Raw genomic sequence first — 18,185 nt, forward strand, 5'->3', positions numbered from 1 at the left:
AACCTTTATAAAAAAGCAGTTAACTAGACTGAGTTCCTATCAAGAGTATTTGAGCGTATAACTCAGTCAACTGCTTTTTCTTTTGGAATAAACGATATGATTGAATCATTACTGGAGGAAAGAAACTTGAAAACCATCTTAATTACTGGCGCACTGGGACAGATTGGAACTGCTCTAACAGCACGCTTGAGAGAAAAATTTGGAGTAGATCACGTTATCGCAACAGATATTCAAAGACCAGAAAACTCTACTGTTGTCGAAAATGGTATTTTTGAATATCTAGATGTGACGGATCAATTAGCTGTAGAGCAATTAGTCGAAAAATATCAAATTGATACAATCATCCATCTAGCAGCTTTGCTATCTGCTGTAGCGGAAGAAAAGCCTCAGTTAGCTTGGGAATTGAATATGGGCGGATTAATGAATGCACTAGAAGTGGCGCGTATTCATGATTTGAAATTCTTCACACCTAGCTCCATCGGTGCTTTTGGTCCTCAAACACCTAAAGTACAAACACCGCAGGTAACCTTACAACGTCCAACGACAATGTATGGCGTAACAAAAGTAAGTGGAGAATTGCTTTGTGATTACTATTTCCAAAAATTTGGAGTAGATACAAGAAGCGTCCGTTTCCCAGGGCTCATTTCTTACGAAGCCCTTCCTGGTGGCGGAACGACTGATTATGCAGTAGATATCTACTATGAGGCACTCAAAAAACAAGCTTATACTTCTTTTATCGACAAAGGGACTTATATGGATATGATGTACATGCCGGATGCTGTAGACGCCATTATTCGTTTAATGGAAGCACCCTCAGAGAATCTTATTCATCGTAACGCATTCAATGTCAGTGCAATGAGTGTGCGTCCAGAAGACTTTGAAAAAGCGATTCAAGCTCATATACCCGAATTCTCTTTGGACTTTGAAGTTGATCCCATTCGTCAGGCAATTGCTGAGTCATGGCCGAATTCAATCGATACGATTCAAGCTCGTAAAGAATGGGATTTCAGCCCTGAATATACGCTTGAAAAAATGACAGCAGATATGCTAGAAAAATTAAAAGAAAAATCACTATCTTAACTTTTCCACTCTAAAAAACGATCAGATTCTACTATCCAAGTAGAATCTGATCGTTTTAATGTTATCCTCTGTCTACTTGCTCTACAACCGCACCTTCTTGCGTCCCTACGATAATCGTGTCCACGCAGTTCAAGAAAAGCCCATGCTCAACTACACCAGTTAAAGAATCCAGCCAAGTCGCTAGCGATTCAGGTTCTTTAATGATTCCCATATGAAGATCAATAATCAAGTTCCCTGAATCCGTAACTAATTTTTCGCCTTCTTCATCTAATCTCCATGAAGGTTTGTATCCTTTTTGATCAAACTTTTTGAACAATTGTCCTGATCCGAAATGAACCACTTCTACTGGTAATGGAAAAGCACCAAGCTCTTCTACTAGTTTACTTTCATCTACGATCCAGATATTTTTATCAGAAAGGTTGGCAACTGTTTTTTCAAATAAGTGAGCAGCTCCGCCACCTTTAATTCCTTGATACGTATTAGAGATTTCATCTGCTCCATCAATGGTTACATCAATTTTATCCACATCATCTATACTCTTTAATGGAATATTCAATTCAGTTGCTTGCGCTGTTGTCCGAATAGATGTGGTTACACCAACAATGTTCAAGCCTTCTTCATTCACTCTTTTACCAAGGGCTTCTACCATGTAGTAAGCAGTTGACCCTGTCCCAAGTCCTACTGTCATGCCGTCTTCAATAAACTCTGCTGCTTTATACCCTACTAACTTTTTAAGATTCATACCCATTTCCCTTCCAAATAAAGTTTATGTACCGCTATCATTTTCAACTGTATTGTAACATAAAAAAGAGCTGCATCAGCAGCTCCTTTTTCTTATCTAAGCATTTTAAATTCTAGAAACAAATCATTATATTTCTCAATGTATTCAGGTCCAAGGTCTTCGTACACTTCTAATTTTCCAACAGTTTCAGCAGACGGATAGAATTGCTCGTCTTCCGTTGTTTCTTCCGGAAGCAAGTCCATGGCTGCTTTATTTGGAGTACTGTACCCAATATAATCAGCGTTCTGAGCAGCCACTTCTGGCTGCAGCATGAAATTGATAAAAGCATAAGCCGCTTCTGTATTTTGAGCTGTTTTAGGAATGACCATATTATCAAACCATAAGTTGGATCCTTCTTCAGGTAGAATGTAATGTAGAGATTCATTCTCCCACATCATATCAGCCGCTTCTCCAGAAAATGTCACCGCAACGGGCGCTTCTTCTTGAATCATATACATCTTGATCTCATCCGCTACTAATGCCTTAGCATTGGGTGCCAGACCACGAAGTAATTCAAAGGCTTCATTCAATTCTTCATCGTTTTTCGAGTTCAATGAATAACCTTGAGTCTGCAAGCCAATTCCGATAACTTCTCGAGCCCCATCAATAAATAAAATACTTTCTTTAAATTCAGGATTCCATAGGTCACCCCAAGAAGTAATATCTTCTTCATTCACCATCTGATCATTGTAAACAATTCCCAAGGTTCCCCAGAAATAAGGGATCGAATACTGATTATCAGGATCGAATGGCTGATCGAGAAACTCTGAATCAATATTGTCTAAACCAGTAATTTTGGAATGGTCCATTGGTAAAACAAGATCTTCTTCAATCATTCTTTCAATCATATATTCACTTGGAATCGTCAGGTCATATGCTGTTCCGCCTTGCTGAACTTTTGTATACATGGACTCATTGGAGTCAAAGGTTTCATAAACAACTCGGTATCCCGATTCTTCTTCAAACTGTTCAAGCAATTCTGGATCGATATAATCTCCCCAGTTAAAGATATTCAGCGTATCTGTTCCGCTTGCACCTTGGGAATGTTCTATGAAAAAGCTACCCAAATAGAGTACACCCGATATCCCTAATACAGCAAAAGCTAATTGAATTAACTGCTTCATTAAGGTGTCACCGCCTTCTGATGATTCGTTGGATCCACATCTGTTAGTTTCCGTTTACGGTTACGTTGTTGCTGTTGAACAAAGTAATAGCCACTGACTAGTCCCAGAGCAACAATGAATAAAATCGTACTCAATGCATTGATTTCCAGACTGATTCCTTGTCGCGCTCTGGAATAAATTTCAACAGACAAGGTTGCAAAGCCGTTTCCGGTTACGAAAAAGGTAACAGCGAAATCGTCGATGGAATAGGTGAAAGCCATAAAATATCCAGCAAGTATGCCTGGTTTGATACTCGGAATAATGACACTTTTCAGCACTTGCCAGTTGTTTGCTCCTAAATCTTTTGCTGCAGTAATCATATTCGTATTCATTTCCTGCAGTTTAGGTAAGACCATTAAAACAACGATTGGAATACTGAATGCGATATGTGAAAACAAGACAGAATAAAACCCTAAGCGAAAACCAGCCATCGTAAATAAGAGCAAGAAACTTGCGCCAATAATAACATCTGGTGACACAAGTAGAACGTTATTCAGACCAAGTATGGTTGATTGTGTTCTCCTTTGCCTAACAAAAAAGATTCCAATCGCTCCCAAAGTACCGATAACAGTTGCTAGCAAGGAAGAGACCAAAGCGACTCTGAACGTATCTAGCGCAATACGAATTAGTCTCGTATCTCCTGCTAATGCTTCGTAATGTTCCGTTGTAAATCCCGTAAATTCATTCATCGTTCCCGCTTGATTGAAAGAATAAAAAATCAGATATAAAATCGGAACATATAACAAGACAAAGATAAAAATCAGATATAGATTTGCCCAACTAAATTTAGATTTAATCACAATTTGCGGACTCCTTTCTTACGTCCTGAAGTTAGAACCATCGTTAGAATCATCAATACAATTAAAACGATCCCAATGGTTGAGCCCATCCCCCAGTTTTGTGTCACTAAGAAGTGCTGTTCAATTGCTGTACCCAAAGTAATCACTCGGTTTCCACCAATCAATCTAGTCAGCATAAACAAGGATAGTGACGGGATAAAGACGACTTGTATGCCACTTCGAACACCTGACAAGGACAATGGGAAAATAACATTTTTAAAGGTTTCCCAAGTGTTTGCCCCAAGATCTCTACTTGCATGAATCACAGAAGGATGTATTTCTTCAATCGCATTGTAGATGGGTAGTAGCATAAAAGGGATCTCAATATAGGTAGCCACTAAAAGAAAACTAGCATTCGTAAACAAAAGCTGTTGACGTCCTACCCCTATCCAATCAAAGAACGAATTTACACTTCCTTGTTGACTCAGTAAGCCAATAAAAGCATAGGCCTTTAATAGCACATTGATCCAAGTCGGTAAAATTAATAAGAGCATCCACAAGTCTTTTCGTCTTGTTTGTGTTAAAAAGTAAGCTGTTGGATAACTAATACAAAGTGTAATTAAGGTAATAATAAATGCATAAAGAAAAGATTGTGCTGTCATTTTAAGATAGGTTGTTGAAGTAAAGTAAGTGACAAAATTAGATATCGTAAAGGTTCCATTCAAACCAATAAATGATTGGTAAATGAGTAGGCCGATTGGAATAAATACAAACAATCCTATCCAGATAAAATAAGGAAAAAAGAGCCATTTATTCTGTTTAGAGGTCATGATTCAGCTCCACTCCCTTTTCACTGTCGATTGCTTCTTGTACGCTCGTTCCATTATTTACAGCATAATCAGCCAAACGTTGGTTGAACGCTTCTTCTGTCTCTCCTAATCTCATAATATGAATATCTCTAGGCTCAAACGCCAAGCCAACTTCGTCTCCGACCTCTGCTTTACGCGTCGTATGAACCATCCATTCGTTTCCTTCTGTATCTTCTCCAATGATTTCGTAGTGTACGCCTCTAAACAACTGGGACTGTACAATTACTTTAAGGTTCCCAAGCGCCGGTCTTGTAACAACAAGGTCTTCTGGTCTAATTACGACTTCGATTTCTTCATTATCTGGCATCCCACCATCAACGCAATCAAAAACCTTACCAGCAAATTCTACTTTGTAGTCCTGGATCATCTTACCCCCAACAATGTTACTCTCCCCAATAAAATCAGCTACATAATTATTCAGTGGTTCATCATAGATATCAATTGGCGTACCGCTTTGAACGATTTCGCCTTCTTTCATAACAAAGATTTTATCACTCATAGCCAACGCTTCTTCTTGGTCATGTGTTACGAAAATAAAGGTAATACCTAGCCGTTGCTGTAGTTCTCTTAATTCGTACTGCATCTCTGTTCTCAATTTTAAATCTAGAGCAGATAATGGTTCATCTAAAAGTAAAATCTCTGGTTCATTCACAAGCGCTCTAGCGATGGCTACACGCTGACGTTGTCCGCCTGACATTTCAGAAATTTCTCTAGTCTCAAACCCCGTCAGTCTAACAGATCTTAGTGCTTCCGTTACTTTTTCTTTTATCTGATTTTTAGGCATCTTTTTTATTTTTAATCCAAACGCTACATTGTCAAACACATTCATATGAGGAAACAGAGCATAATCCTGAAAAACAGTGTTTACTTTACGTTTGTTTGGCGGTAATTCGTTCACTTTTTTACCATCCAATACAATCGAACCTGAAGTAGCTTGAGTGAAGCCGGCAATCAGATTCAAAATAGTGGATTTACCGCAGCCTGATGGACCCAATAGAGTATAAAATTTCCCTTTTTCTAAATCGAACGAAACACCTTTTAGTATCAAACTCTCATCATATTGTTTTTGAACGTCTTTAAACGAAATAATAGTCTTTTCCGTCACAGTCTTACACTCCCCTTACATCTTCTCTCAAATAAATTGAATCTTTTATATTATATCTTGCCCTATCTCAAAATCAATCTCTCTTTCGGTTTCACAAGACTGATCTACTTCTTATTGGATTAAAAACGACCGTTCAAAATGAACGATCGTCTACCTTTCTATTCTGCAGTGCTTTTACGTCACCTTATAAATCAACATTTCTTAAAATGGTCTCGCAAACTTCATGACTAATCAAAGAAGATTCAAGTGATACAGGATTCTCTCCATTTGTACGAACAGCTTCAAGAAAGGCTTCAATCATAGAAGAAAACCCTCTTTTATAAAGCGTATCATCCCAATCACCAAAAGATCGACTAACGGTTTTTTCTTCATCGTATATAGTCCACTCTGAAAGATTCTCTACCCGCGCTGTTTGCGATGGACTTTGAACTTCCATCGTTTCCAGTCTCGCGCCTGATTCAGCATTTATAGAGACCATAATATGCGTGGAATCAGATTCCAGTATGACCCATGCACGCTTAAAGTAATCGTCTGACCCTACAAGACCTGAATTGATGATTCTTACAGGTTCATCAATCATATGGAGCGCTGTATCTACAGGATGAATCATCATATCGTAAATTCTGTATCTAGAAGAATGTTTCGTGTAATTTCCTTGGTTCTTCTGGAAGTAAACCATATTTTTATCTTCAACTGATTTAAGTTCTTTGACTCTTGGAGCAAATCTTCTATTAAATCCAGCTGTCAATAAGACATTTGCTTTACGAGATCGTTCAATCAATGATTTTGTTTCTTCAAGATCAGCACTGATTGGTTTATCAACAAATACGTGAATCCCATTATCGATCATTTTTTCGATAATGTCAGCATGGGTTGGTGTCGGTGTATGGATAAAAACGGCGTCCAAACCTAGGTCTAGTAAGTCTTCCCAGCTTGTATGTAACTGATTTGAAGGGATTCGGTATTTCTGACCTATTTCATTTAGTTTCTCTTGATTTCTAGTAGAAAGATGCCATTCCACTTTTTGGTGTTCTGTCATCATAACTGGTAAATAAGCTTTTTGAGCGATGGTACCTAATCCGATTACCCCAATTTTCATCTATAATTCCTCCAAATTCATTTAGTAAATATGGAAATCTTTTTCTGATAAAAAGCGTACACCTAAGACTATACCTTATGTTTAGTCTTAAGTGTACACTCGCTTCTAACTTTTGTCTGCAAAACCTACAGATTGCTCCGTACCGATTTTCTGTTTGAATTGATCTGTAGCTTTCTGAATCAATTTTTTCGCTTTCTCTGTGTTACTTTTCACTGGGTCTTCTCCGATGATTCGAACTTCAGTTTCAAGTTGCACATCATTTTTCTCTAAAATTACTTCTTTGATGTGGTCGATTAACTCAATATAATCTGTCGCTGTTGCCTGATTGATGTTCACAATGAAGCCCGCATGTTTCGTTGAAATCTGAGCTCCGCCCCATTTTAATCCTTGCAAACCAGCTTCTTGGATTAATTTCCCAGTAAAGTAGCCTGTTGGTCTTTTGAAAACAGATCCACAAGAAGGATATTCTAGAGGCTGTCTTGTTGTACGCAGAATAGTTAATTCATCCATACGCTCTTTGATTGCATCTTGATCGCCTTCTGCTAGCTGGAAGGTCACGTCTATAACGATATCTCCTGTATTTTGAATCAAGCTATTACGATAAACAAATGCCATATCTTCATTACTAACTTCTTTAATTTCTCCCGTTAAGCTCAGTAACGTGACACTTTTAATAACATCTTTTACTTCTCCATCATACGCTCCAGCATTCATGTAAACTGCTCCGCCAATACTACCTGGAATACCGCAAGCAAATTCCAATCCTGTTAAGCTTGCGTGATGCGCTTTTTTGCTGACTTCGATTAATGCTGCTCCAGCTTGAGCTATAACCTGGTCTTTTTCCACCGTGATTTGATCCATTTCTGTCAAAATCATTGTGACGCCTCTGATTCCGCCATCTTTTACAATCAAGTTACTCGCGTTTCCTAAAATCGTCAAAGGCCATTGTCTTTCATTGATGTATGAAATCATTGCGGCGATTTCTTCTTTTCTTTTAGGGAAAACCAGTACATCAGCCGGTCCTCCGGTTTCGGTATACGTAAATTGTGATAGAGCTTCGTCGGTTTTTATAATTGATTCTTTAAAAATCGTTTTAAATTCTTTAATATCCATGTTTTCTGAATGTTCCTTTCAATTTTTCGGTTTATTCAATTCTGGTAGGCTGCCTAACGTATAAATGAAGATACGTCAATGCAAAATCATATTTATTCTAACACGAATGCAATAAGAGTAGTAGACTCAATTCGAAAACTCTCTATTCAATTAATCCCTATTATACACTAGCACAGTTCGAGTTAAATTCCCCGTGGAAAGACTTTTTGAAGCCCAGAACTTATTGTTTTGACTTTCTCGTGATATCAGATATGATTGTGACAAATATTTGAAGGGAGTCACCCATGAAACTGATCTCTTGGAACGTCAATGGATTATGTGCAATCACAAAAAAAGACTTCCTGACTCAGTTCAAAGAACTTGATGCTGACTTTTTTTGTCTACAAGATATTAAACTTCAAAAAAATCAAATGGACCTAGAATTTGATGGCTATTACTCTTATTGGAATTATGCGGAAAAGGATGGACATTCTGGTACAGTCATCTTTACAAAACACGAACCCTTAGATGTAACCTATGGTATCAATATTGATGAGTATAATACGAATGGCCGTGTGATTACTTTGGAGTATAAAGATTATATTGTTGTAACTTGTTACACGCCAACTTCACAGTTAGAACTGGACCGATTGGATTACCGAATGAAATGGGAAGTAGATTTTCAAGCCCATATCCAGTCTCTTGATTTGAGCAAACCAGTGATTCTCTGCGGCGATTTGAATGTGGCTCATAAAGATATCGACTTAACTGATCCTGAAAATCATCGTACGAGTGCAGGATTTTCAGATAAAGAACGTGCTCAATTTACACGTTTTTTAGATAGTGGTTTTATTGACACATTTCGATATTTCTACCCCGATCAAAAAGAGACATATTCTTGGTGGAAAGATCTCTATGATACGAGAAACGGTAAGACAGGTTGGCGTATTGATTACTTCCTCGTCTCAAAACGATTAATAGACCGGCTGGTAGATTCTAAACTCCATACTGATTACGCTGGTTCTGATCATTGTCCTATTGAACTGCAAGTTGCGTTGTAAAGTATTGCACACTAAAAATCTGCCCTCAGTTCTAAACTGAGGGCAGATTTTTATATTCTCTGAATAGGGTTATTACTGTTCGCTTTGATATTTTTCTGACTCGTGGAATGCATCAGTCGCTTCATCATAAACCAGTACACTACCCGTTTTGATATCGTAATGCCAACCTTCTATTCCTAATTCGCCATTTTCTACTTTTTGTTTTATCCAAGGATAAGTTTTTAGGTGCTCAACCTGTTCGATGATATTCAAATGCTCCATTAATCGAGCTTTGGCGTTATCATCTTCATGAGCATGGTTCTGTTCGATTTTTTCTTTTACACTTTCTAAGGGTTCTAGGTAATTTTGAGTGAAGGGAAGATGATCTAGTTTCTCTCGTCCTCCAAGTGCCGCAGCACACCCTCCGCAATTTGAATGTCCACAGACAATAATTTCTTTTACCCCTAGTACTTCTACTGCAAATTCAACAGAAGATACTGTTGTTAGGTCCCGCTGGCTTAATTCATAAGTTGGAATGGTGTTTGCAATATTTCGAATCATAAAGACTTCGCCCGGTTCACTATCAATCAGTCTTTCCGGATCCACTCGAGAGTCAGAGCAAGCGATAAATAATGTGTGCGGATTTTGTTTTTGTTCTAGATCTTGATAAAGTTGTTCATACTTTTTGTAGGTCACATCTTTAAAGTTGGTCAGTCCTTTTTTCAATCGTTCAAGCATAATTCTTCCTCCATTACATCAATTCTCGGCTTCAATTGTATCATAAGTAGCATATTCCAATAAACTGTGATTTCATCTAGATAATTTAAAAGCGCTTTTTTTAGTACAGTACTATTGAACGAACTGTTTTTCCAGTGTAACACAGGGTACGCTGTCTTCTAAGTATTCTTCTGAGCATTTTTTATATCCAAGTTTCTCATAAAAAGCGGCTGCTGTCAGTTCACCGTGGATAATCGATCGTTTGGCTCCACGTTCTAGACCCGCTTTCTCTAATTCTTCAATGATTTGTTGTCCAAGTCCACGATTTCGATAATCTTTTAGCACCGCAATCCTTCCAGGACGAATCGTTTCGGCGTCCATCTGTTTATATCGACCGGTAGCCACTGGTTTATTTTCATCGTAAATCACAACGTAATCTGTTTTGTCATGATCATCCAAATCAAACTCTTCTGTCAAACGAATACCACGTTCTAAAACAAACACTTGCATACGGACATATAAAGCCGCTGCTTGGTGCCATTTTTCATTCCCAAAAAGTACATTCATCACTTGACCTCCTTTTCTATTGACAAGTTTGCTCACTCAATAAGACCTAGAGTTTTATTCAAAAGACGTACTAGTCGTTTTATTCTATCTTTATACTAAAATAGCAGACATCAAGTCTCTTTCACAAGAGGTTTAATGTCTGCTAGTCTATTTAATTAGTTATTTAGAGAAAAAATAGATTTTCTTTTTTACCAAGCATAAGCTTCTGGAGCATGGCCACCCGGTCCTGGGAAAATTCTATCTAATTCTTTCATTGTATCTTCTGAAAGATTGATTTCAACGGCTCTAAGTGCTTGTTCTAATTGTTCCATTGTTCTTGGACCAATAATGGGTGCTGTCACTGCTGGATTAGCTAAAAGCCAAGCTAACGCAATATTTGGTTCAGATTCCCCAAGTTCTTTACAAAGCTTAGCGTAATCTTCTAACTGATTGCGCTCGTGGTCAGAGAGTTCTGCTGCACGACTTTCACTTCTTGAACCGGGCTCAGGATTGAGCATCTTACCACTAAGCATACCGCCTTCTAGCGGGCTCCATGGGATGATACCAATACCTAAATCTCCTGCGGCTGGAAGTACTTCTAATTCCGGTAGTCTACAAAGCAGATTATACTTGTGCTGTTCGGATACTAATCCAAGGAATTGTCTTTTCTCAGCTGCCGCTTGAGCTAAGGCAAGATGATAGCCTGCAAAGTTACTTGATCCAATGTAGTAGGCTTTTCCTTGATTAACAATCGACTCGAACACACCCCAAATTTCTTCCCACGGTGCGTGACGTTCAATATGGTGCATTTGATAAAGTTCTACGTGATCGGTTTGAAGTCGTTTCAATGACGCTTCTAAATGACGGCGGATTTTATAAGCAGAAAGTCCACTTTCTTTGTTTGGTCCATCTGCTTCATTTTCCATACCGCCGTACACTTTAGTAGCTAATACAACTTTCTCACGTCTGCCGCCACCTTGTGCGAACCAGCGTCCAATAATTTCTTCAGTTTGTCCTCTTTGACCTTTACTACCGTAAACATTGGCTGTATCAAAGAAGTTGATCCCCGCTTCCAATGCTCTATCCATAATTGCAAAAGCGTCTTCTTCACTTGTATATGAACCAAAATTCATTGTCCCCAAGCAAAGCTTGCTCACTTTAAGACCGGTTCGTCCTAAATAACTGTGTTCCATTATTCATTTCCTCCTCATAGCTTTTAAGTAATGCAGAACTTCTGATTGATTTAATTGATTATACGCCATAACAATCAAAGCATAGCACTATTCAGTTAGTACTACAACACATTTTGAATCCGTTATCATTCTTATTTTGATAGTAAAAGACTCTCAAGTCTGCTTGTAAAACAGTCTTGAGAGTCTTTGTAATTTTATACATATGGGTATTCGATAATCTCGTCTTCACCTTCATCAATAATGACAGAAGTAAAGGCATTCGCATTGTGGAACATTCGTTTACATTCATCACTTAATCTGATAATTTTAAAAGTCTTGCCTGATTCTTCATATCTTTTAGTAACGGAACTGATTGCTTCTACTGCAGAATAGTCTGTTACTTTTGCGTATTTCAGATCCAAGATAACTTCATTCGGGTCACTTTCTACATCAAATAATTCTTTGAAATTCAAGACTGAACCAAAGAACAGCGTTCCATTGATTTTATATGTTTTCGAACCATTATCAGATTCTTCTACATTGGCGTAAATCACTTTTCCTTTTTCCCATGCGAAAATCAATGCTGAAACAACTACTCCCGTGATAACAGCTGTTGCAAGGTCTGCAAAGATCGTGATTACTGATACAATAATGACCACTAAAATGTCTTGCATAGGTACTTTCCCTTTATAGCGTAAACTTTCCCATTTAAAGGTACCCACAACTACCATAAACATAACGCCTACTAGACCAGCTAATGGAATCGCATTGATAAATGCTGAGCCAAACATAATGAAGAACATGAGAGCTGAGGCCGCAACGAGTCCCGATAAACGGTGACGTCCGCCGGATTTGATATTGATGATCGATTGACCAATCATTGCATCTCCTCCCATACCGCCAAAAAAACCGTTGACTGTATTGGCAAGTCCTTGTGCAATAATTTCCTTGTTTGTTCTACCTCGAGTATTCGTCATTTCATCAATAACTTGAAGGGTCAATACCGCTTCAGTTAATCCAACTAGCCCACCTATAAAGGCATAAGGCGTAATGATTCTAAGTGTTTCAAAGTTTAACGGAACTTGAGGAATGTGGAATCCTGGTAGTCCACCAACAATTTCCATTCCGGCAAAGTCTTGTACATTTCTGAGGTGTATACCCGCACTACCGAGTCCAACAGCGATTAAAGTCATCACAACGATAGCAATTAGACTAGACGGAATCACTTTAGTGAATTTAGGAATGATATGAATCATAGCCATAGTAAATAGTACAAAGCCAATCATAACAGCTAAATCTGTCCACGGCATCCATACAGATTGTGTAACCATATTACCATTTACTTCTACTACTTGATTGATTTTGAACTGATCCAATTGTGCGATAAAAATCAAAATCGACAATCCATTCAAAAAGCCAAGCATTACTGGATAGGGGATGATTCTAGCATATTTCCCTAATTTTAATAATCCGATAATTATTTGTATAACGCCCATGAGAACAACCATTGCAAAAAGGTACTCTAGTCCATGAGTTGCGACCAATGATGCGATGACCACTGCAATTGCAGCCGTAGAGGAACTGATCATACCAGGTCTTCCTGTAAAAATTGCTGCCACTAATCCAATCATAAAGGCTGTTTGTAAACTCAGAATTGGACTAACACCCGCTACAAAAGCAAAAGCGATCGATTCTGGTATTAACGCTAACGCTACTGTTAACCCTGACAGTACGTCTCCTCTAATTGCGCCTTTATTGTCTTTCAATAATTGCATCGGTCGAAACTTCTCCTGTTTCGACTGTTCTTTATCTCTCATTCTATTCTCTCCTTCTTTAACCCGCCTATACTGGCAGTCACAATTAAATATATTAACACATAAATAATATATTACAATATAAAATTTACCTATAAGTTAATTTATGAACTTTAAAGTGTTTTCATTTTTAAAATTCTTCTTTTTTTTAATCAGTCAACATGCTATGATACTCTTGTAACAAAAAAATCACTGAGGTGCCGTTATGGAATTTGGTCCTAAAATCAAAGCTTTAAGAATCGCTGCAGGAATGACTGCTAAAGAACTTGCACAGAAAATAGATATCTCTCCTTCTTTTATTTCTGCGATTGAACATAATTCAACAAAACTATCTTTAAAAACACTTTCTCATATATGCGACGCACTTGATGTCTCTTTGTCTGAATTCTTTAATGATGACGCCAGCCCTATTGAAAAAAGGTTGATTACAATCATTCAGTCTCTACCTGAAGAAAAACAATACGATCTTCTCAAGTTTTTAGATGGATTGAATTGGTAAAGATAAAAAATGATTTTCTTGCAATCCTTTCATTACTTTTATATAATGAATTCGACAACAAAATAGCTTACGGGAGTAACTTGCAGCGAAAGCTGTTACAGTGCCACCAACCGTAGATACTTGTTTATCTGCTGGTGCTGTATTAAATAGTGAGACGTATGCGGAGCTTTTTGCCTCCGTATACGTCTCTTTTTTTCTATTGAGAGTTCCTTCATCTTAGAAAGGATGGAAAAAAATGCACCATTATCAGCAGAATACCGAAGAAGTGTTATCTTCGCTCAATACTACAGGAGATGGACTAACTTCCTCAGAAGTAAAAAAGAGGCAGGAAGAAAAAGGCTTTAATGAGCTTGAACAAAAAAATCGTCAGTCTACTCTATCTTTATTTTTAGAAAGCTTTAAAGATCCAATGGTTATTGTTCTTTTAATTGTAGCTGTCGTTCAAGTTCTACTAGGCGAGACCGTTGAGTCTATCATCATATTTACTGTACTTGTCATCAACTCGATCCTTAGTGTCGTACAAACAAGAAAAGCAGAAGATTCGCTGGCATCGCTTAGAAATATGGCTGCCCCAACCGCAACCGTTATCCGAAATAACAGTACACAAAGCATACCTGCTAGAGAGCTTGTTGTTGGAGATATTATTGTATTAGAAGCTGGAAATAATATACCAGCCGATGGCCGCTTACTTGAAGCAGAGTCTTTACAGGTTGAAGAAGGTGCTCTAACTGGAGAATCTGTTCCTTCCGATAAAAATGCTGAAACAATCTCAGAAGATACAGGGCTAGCTGACCGACTCAATATGGTTTACAGCGGAACTCTTGTAACTTATGGTCGAGCAAAATATGTTGTTACTGGAATCGGATCAGAAACTGAAATGGGTAAAGTGGCTAAATTGATCCAAAATGCAACATCTAAGCAAACTCCACTTCAACGTAAACTAGAAGTGTTCAGTAAAAAATTAGGATTTGTGATTCTTGGATTATCTATTTTGATTTTCGGTATACAAGCTGCACGGATCTTTTTAGGTGGAACGCAAGATATCCAGATTCCATTACTGAATGCTTTTATGTTCGCAGTTGCAGTTGCGGTTGCGGCCATTCCAGAAGCTTTGCAATCGATTGTAACGATTGTATTATCCGTTGGAACTAATAAAATGGCTAAACGTCACGCCATCATCCGTAAACTACCAGCCGTTGAAACGTTGGGCTCTACTAGTGTTATTTGTACGGATAAGACGGGTACATTGACACAAAACAAAATGACAGTCGTCGATACATTCTTAGCTGGTCAAAAAGAAAAAGCTTACGCTTCTCAACCAGATCAATGGTCTTTTGACGAGAATCGTCTGATGCAAATTGCTGTTCTTGCAAATGACTCTTCCATCAATGAAAAAGGAGAATCAAGTGGTGATCCTACTGAGATTGCGTTAATCGATCACAGTAATAAACAAGGCTTACCTTTTTCAACGCTACGCTCCACTTATCCTAGAATAGCAGAGTTACCCTTTGATTCCACTCGTAAACTGATGTCTACTCTTCACGAAATCGATGGTGAGCAAATGATTCTGACTAAAGGTGGACCCGATGTTCTCTTTAAACGTTGTTCTAAAATTTTAATTGATGGAAACGTTGAAGAGCTGACAGAAACATATTTAAAACAATTACACGACAAAAACGAACATTTTTCCGATCAAGCAATGCGCGTTTTAGCATTTGCCTACAAACCAATTACTAAATCTGATCTTGATTTAGATGATGAAAATGACTTGATCTTTGTAGGATTACTTGCAATGATTGATCCTCCAAGAGAAGAAGTCTACGCTGCGATTAAAGAAGCTGCAGAAGCGGGTATTCGTACGATCATGATCACAGGTGACCATAAAACCACGGCACGTGCAATCGCAAGAGACTTGAACATTTTTACAGAAGGCGATATTGCTTTAACTGGACAAGAACTAGACGCCCTTTCTGAAGAAGAACTAATGGAAAAACTTGAGCACATTACTGTTTACGCCCGAGTTACACCAGAAAATAAAATCCGTATTGTTGAAGCTTGGCAAAATAAAGACCAAATCACTGCCATGACTGGTGACGGTGTGAATGACGCCCCCGCATTAAAACAAGCCGATATTGGTGTGGCTATGGGTAGTGGGACAGACGTTTCAAAAGATGCCGCTGCTATGATCTTGACGGATGATAATTTCGTTTCTATTGTAAGTGCCGTTTCAGTAGGTAGAAATGTTTATAGTAATATCAAAAAAGCGATTGCTTATCTATTCTCAGGTAACTTAGGTGCTGTTACTGCGATTATCGCTGCTCTACTCATGAACTGGGTGAATCCATTTACTGCTTTACAATTACTATTCATCAACTTAGTAAACGATTCTATCCCTGCTATTGCATTAGGAATGGAACCAGGTGAACCGCACATTATGAAACAGAAACCAAGGGATCCTAATGAAGGAATATTCTCTGGTCAAACACTGCAGTCTGTTATCTTTAGAGGATTAACCATTGGTGTAGCTGTTATTATTTCTCAGTATATCGGTTTAGGATATTCTAATGAAATTAGTGTGGCTATGGCCTTCACAACATTGATTCTTGCTAGAACGTTACAGGTATTCCCTGCTCGTTCGAATTCTCAAACCGTTTTCCAAGCAGGATTCTTTACAAATAAATATGTTGTCGGTGCATTTGCTGTATGTATGATGCTTTATGCGATTACAATATTACCAATTGTGCGTCCCATATTTGATATCCCAGCAGAATTTGGACTAGAGCACTGGGGAATCGCTGCTGGACTAGCACTCGCTACAACAGCTATCCTAGAAATTAGAAAGCTAGTCTTCCCTTCAAAATTAGCGGATTAGATTAAGCCTTCAAGTGTTGGAATAATTTTTCAGATAATTAAAAAGAGATCAGGAGAAAAATTCCTGATCTCTTTTTTGTATGAGTGATAAGTGTTCATGATATTTACACTGTCTGATTTATAGCACTATAGAATAAAAATAAATCCCGCGAACTTAGATTAGCTGTTTTTCAATCTTGTCTAGGTTCTTTTATTTTGTCTACGATCTGCTTTGCCTCTACTAGGTCTAATGTATAATATTTTTCTCTAAGTAATTTAATGGTTTTCACTTCATTGCCTTCTTTAAGGTAAGTTTCTTCTGCAAATGTCTTAAGCTCTTTTTCATCATGCGTAATGAAACTTTTCAATTTTTTGATTTCTCTTTGTTGACTGAGATTGAGCAAAAGTAGCGTAACTAACATCATAAACAAAAAAATCGTCATTTTATATACCTCTTCCTCCATTAAAATAGTTAGATCTTTGGTTAAGAGACTGCATGTTTTAAGCTTAAAACTATTTTTCCTCTAGTATTATTTAAAGCATGTTACAGTCATTCTATTATATCAGATAACGAAATGCATGAGCATTATATTTCCAAAAGTTCAATTGAAGAGTTACTATGAATTCGTAGTTAATAGAACTTTAGGAGGAAGCAAGTTGAATAAAATGATAAAAGGTAAAAATGATGTATCAATCGCTGTAAAAGATATGGGTTCAGGTTCACCAGTTGTTTTTCTTCACGGCTGGCCACTAAATAACTTGATGTTTGAATATCAGTATAACCATCTTTTAGAGAATGGTTACCGTGTAATCGGAATTGATCTTAGAGGTTACGGAGATTCTGATTTAGGTATTGAAGGATATGGTTATGATACTTTCGCTGACGACGTTAGAGCTGTTATTGAAGAATTAAACATAACAGATGCAACACTTGTTGGGTTTTCTATGGGTGGAGCGACTGCTGTTAGATATATGGCCCGTCACAACGGATTTGGAGTCAACAAACTCGTTCTTCTTGGCGCTGCGGCTCCTAGGTTTACGCAAGGATCTGATTATCCTTATGGAATGGAAAAAGAAGGCGTAGATGAACTGATTGCACAAGCTAAAGTTGACCGTCCAAAAATGGTCACTGACTTTGGATCAAAATTGTTTAATAAGAAACCAAGTGATGCTTACGCAGACTGGGTTGCGAGTTTAGCGTTTAAAGCTTCTTCATATGGTACAATTCTTTCAGCAATTGCTTTAAGAGATGAAGATCTTTCTGAAGACTTAACTAAAATCACTGTCCCTACTTTGATTGGTCACGGTAAAGAAGATCAGGTATGTCCTTACGACTTTGCTGAGTTGATGAATAAAGCGATACCTGACAGTACACTTAAAACCTTCGAAGAAAGTGGGCATGGTATTTTCCATGACCAACCAGAAGATTTAAACAATGCTTTATTGGACTTCATCCAATTATAATCTCTACTTCAAAGAATGATTTCATTTTAAATAGCGAACTGTATATAAAAAAAGGTTTTGAGATACCTAATCAAAAGAGACCATTAAATTTAAGGTATTGAAACTGATAACCCCC

At 37.8% G+C, this 18,185-nt stretch carries 17 protein-coding genes; 5 read left to right on the top strand and 12 right to left on the bottom strand.

All coding sequences use genetic code 11. The annotated features are described in order from the left end of the window. The first annotated feature begins 126 nt into the window (after positions 1 to 126). Positions 127 to 1,080, top strand: coding sequence for an L-threonine 3-dehydrogenase (locus VXN63_RS08705; RefSeq protein WP_327757650.1), 954 nt, complete (start codon positions 127 to 129; stop codon positions 1,078 to 1,080). A gap of 61 nt (positions 1,081 to 1,141) precedes the next feature. Here VXN63_RS08705 and rpiA read toward each other — a convergent pair whose 3' ends face one another. The 7 genes from rpiA to murB all read right to left on the bottom strand — a co-directional run bounded on the left by rpiA (position 1,142) and on the right by murB (position 7,989). Continuing rightward, the gene (gene rpiA, locus VXN63_RS08710; RefSeq protein ID WP_327757651.1) at positions 1,142 to 1,822 is read right to left on the bottom strand and encodes a ribose-5-phosphate isomerase RpiA; all 681 of its coding nucleotides are present in this window, start codon (positions 1,820 to 1,822) and stop codon (positions 1,142 to 1,144) included. Positions 1,823 to 1,914: 92 nt separating this feature from the next. Continuing rightward, on the bottom strand, positions 1,915 to 2,985 hold the full coding sequence (locus VXN63_RS08715) for an ABC transporter substrate-binding protein (RefSeq protein ID WP_327757652.1): 1,071 nt from the start codon (positions 2,983 to 2,985) through the stop codon (positions 1,915 to 1,917). Continuing rightward, a complete protein-coding gene (locus tag VXN63_RS08720) occupies positions 2,985 to 3,824 on the bottom strand; it encodes an ABC transporter permease (protein WP_327757653.1) in 840 nt (279 codons plus the stop codon). The genes VXN63_RS08715 and VXN63_RS08720 overlap by 1 nt, the downstream gene beginning before the upstream one ends. Next, complete coding sequence (locus VXN63_RS08725; protein WP_327757654.1) at positions 3,821 to 4,633, bottom strand: ABC transporter permease; 813 nt, start codon at positions 4,631 to 4,633, stop codon at positions 3,821 to 3,823. Before VXN63_RS08725 ends, VXN63_RS08720 begins: the two co-directional genes overlap by 4 nt. Continuing rightward, a complete protein-coding gene (locus tag VXN63_RS08730) occupies positions 4,623 to 5,777 on the bottom strand; it encodes an ABC transporter ATP-binding protein (RefSeq protein WP_327757655.1) in 1,155 nt (384 codons plus the stop codon). The genes VXN63_RS08725 and VXN63_RS08730 overlap by 11 nt, the downstream gene beginning before the upstream one ends. Positions 5,778 to 5,961: 184 nt before the next feature. After that, positions 5,962 to 6,876 (bottom strand): Gfo/Idh/MocA family protein, encoded by a 915-nt coding sequence (locus VXN63_RS08735; RefSeq protein ID WP_327757657.1) that lies wholly within the window; start codon positions 6,874 to 6,876, stop codon positions 5,962 to 5,964. Positions 6,877 to 6,981: 105 nt separating this feature from the next. Continuing rightward, positions 6,982 to 7,989, bottom strand: a complete 1,008-nt coding sequence (murB, locus tag VXN63_RS08740) for a UDP-N-acetylmuramate dehydrogenase (RefSeq protein WP_327757658.1) — start codon at positions 7,987 to 7,989, stop codon at positions 6,982 to 6,984. Positions 7,990 to 8,273: 284 nt separating this feature from the next. Here murB and VXN63_RS08745 point away from each other — a divergent pair, with 284 nt between their 5' ends. Beyond that, positions 8,274 to 9,029 carry an exodeoxyribonuclease III gene (locus tag VXN63_RS08745; protein ID WP_327757659.1) on the top strand — a complete coding sequence of 252 codons (756 nt, stop codon included), beginning with the start codon at positions 8,274 to 8,276 and terminating at the stop codon, positions 9,027 to 9,029. Between the two features lie 72 nt (positions 9,030 to 9,101). Here the strand turns inward: VXN63_RS08745 and VXN63_RS08750 are convergent, their stop codons facing one another. From VXN63_RS08750 to VXN63_RS08765, 4 genes are all read right to left on the bottom strand, one after another. Continuing rightward, the gene (locus VXN63_RS08750) at positions 9,102 to 9,746 is read right to left on the bottom strand and encodes a carbonic anhydrase (protein ID WP_327757661.1); all 645 of its coding nucleotides are present in this window, start codon (positions 9,744 to 9,746) and stop codon (positions 9,102 to 9,104) included. Between the two features lie 111 nt (positions 9,747 to 9,857). After that, positions 9,858 to 10,292, bottom strand: a complete 435-nt coding sequence (locus VXN63_RS08755) for a GNAT family N-acetyltransferase (RefSeq protein WP_327757663.1) — start codon at positions 10,290 to 10,292, stop codon at positions 9,858 to 9,860. Positions 10,293 to 10,480: 188 nt separating this feature from the next. Beyond that, on the bottom strand, positions 10,481 to 11,464 hold the full coding sequence (locus VXN63_RS08760; protein WP_327757665.1) for an aldo/keto reductase: 984 nt from the start codon (positions 11,462 to 11,464) through the stop codon (positions 10,481 to 10,483). Positions 11,465 to 11,658: 194 nt separating this feature from the next. Further along, complete coding sequence (locus VXN63_RS08765; protein ID WP_327757667.1) at positions 11,659 to 13,260, bottom strand: SulP family inorganic anion transporter; 1,602 nt, start codon at positions 13,258 to 13,260, stop codon at positions 11,659 to 11,661. Positions 13,261 to 13,462: 202 nt separating this feature from the next. Between VXN63_RS08765 and VXN63_RS08770 the strand changes: the two genes are divergently transcribed. Both VXN63_RS08770 and VXN63_RS08775 read left to right on the top strand, forming a co-directional pair. Beyond that, positions 13,463 to 13,756 (top strand): helix-turn-helix domain-containing protein, encoded by a 294-nt coding sequence (locus VXN63_RS08770; RefSeq protein ID WP_327757668.1) that lies wholly within the window; start codon positions 13,463 to 13,465, stop codon positions 13,754 to 13,756. Positions 13,757 to 13,991: 235 nt separating this feature from the next. Continuing rightward, a complete protein-coding gene (locus VXN63_RS08775; RefSeq protein WP_327757669.1) occupies positions 13,992 to 16,628 on the top strand; it encodes a cation-translocating P-type ATPase in 2,637 nt (878 codons plus the stop codon). Positions 16,629 to 16,797: 169 nt separating this feature from the next. Here VXN63_RS08775 and VXN63_RS08780 read toward each other — a convergent pair whose 3' ends face one another. Then, positions 16,798 to 17,049, bottom strand: coding sequence for a hypothetical protein (locus tag VXN63_RS08780; RefSeq protein WP_327757670.1), 252 nt, complete (start codon positions 17,047 to 17,049; stop codon positions 16,798 to 16,800). A gap of 223 nt (positions 17,050 to 17,272) precedes the next feature. Between VXN63_RS08780 and VXN63_RS08785 the strand changes: the two genes are divergently transcribed. Next, positions 17,273 to 18,070 (top strand): alpha/beta fold hydrolase, encoded by a 798-nt coding sequence (locus tag VXN63_RS08785; protein WP_327757772.1) that lies wholly within the window; start codon positions 17,273 to 17,275, stop codon positions 18,068 to 18,070. Positions 18,071 to 18,185: the final 115 nt, after the last annotated feature.

It is taken from the genome of Marinilactibacillus sp. XAAS-LB27 (assembly GCF_036039175.1).
Lineage (GTDB): Bacteria > Bacillota > Bacilli > Lactobacillales > Carnobacteriaceae_A > Marinilactibacillus.

Excerpts from the sequence above, each read along its gene's own strand:
- VXN63_RS08735 (WP_327757657.1), bottom strand. The coding sequence starts at position 6,876 with ATGAAAATTGGGGTAATCGGATTAGGTACCATCGCTCAAAAAGCTTAT.
- VXN63_RS08725 (WP_327757654.1), bottom strand. The coding sequence starts at position 4,633 with ATGACCTCTAAACAGAATAAATGGCTCTTTTTTCCTTATTTTATCTGG.
- VXN63_RS08755 (WP_327757663.1), bottom strand. The coding sequence starts at position 10,292 with ATGAATGTACTTTTTGGGAATGAAAAATGGCACCAAGCAGCGGCTTTA.
- VXN63_RS08785 (WP_327757772.1), top strand. The coding sequence starts at position 17,273 with ATGATAAAAGGTAAAAATGATGTATCAATCGCTGTAAAAGATATGGGT.
- VXN63_RS08745 (WP_327757659.1), top strand. The coding sequence starts at position 8,274 with ATGAAACTGATCTCTTGGAACGTCAATGGATTATGTGCAATCACAAAA.
- VXN63_RS08780 (WP_327757670.1), bottom strand. The coding sequence starts at position 17,049 with ATGACGATTTTTTTGTTTATGATGTTAGTTACGCTACTTTTGCTCAAT.
- VXN63_RS08770 (WP_327757668.1), top strand. The coding sequence starts at position 13,463 with ATGGAATTTGGTCCTAAAATCAAAGCTTTAAGAATCGCTGCAGGAATG.
- VXN63_RS08760 (WP_327757665.1), bottom strand. The coding sequence starts at position 11,464 with ATGGAACACAGTTATTTAGGACGAACCGGTCTTAAAGTGAGCAAGCTT.
- murB (WP_327757658.1), bottom strand. The coding sequence starts at position 7,989 with ATGGATATTAAAGAATTTAAAACGATTTTTAAAGAATCAATTATAAAA.
- rpiA (WP_327757651.1), bottom strand. The coding sequence starts at position 1,822 with ATGAATCTTAAAAAGTTAGTAGGGTATAAAGCAGCAGAGTTTATTGAA.
- VXN63_RS08775 (WP_327757669.1), top strand. The coding sequence starts at position 13,992 with ATGCACCATTATCAGCAGAATACCGAAGAAGTGTTATCTTCGCTCAAT.
- VXN63_RS08765 (WP_327757667.1), bottom strand. The coding sequence starts at position 13,260 with ATGAGAGATAAAGAACAGTCGAAACAGGAGAAGTTTCGACCGATGCAA.
- VXN63_RS08750 (WP_327757661.1), bottom strand. The coding sequence starts at position 9,746 with ATGCTTGAACGATTGAAAAAAGGACTGACCAACTTTAAAGATGTGACC.
- VXN63_RS08715 (WP_327757652.1), bottom strand. The coding sequence starts at position 2,985 with ATGAAGCAGTTAATTCAATTAGCTTTTGCTGTATTAGGGATATCGGGT.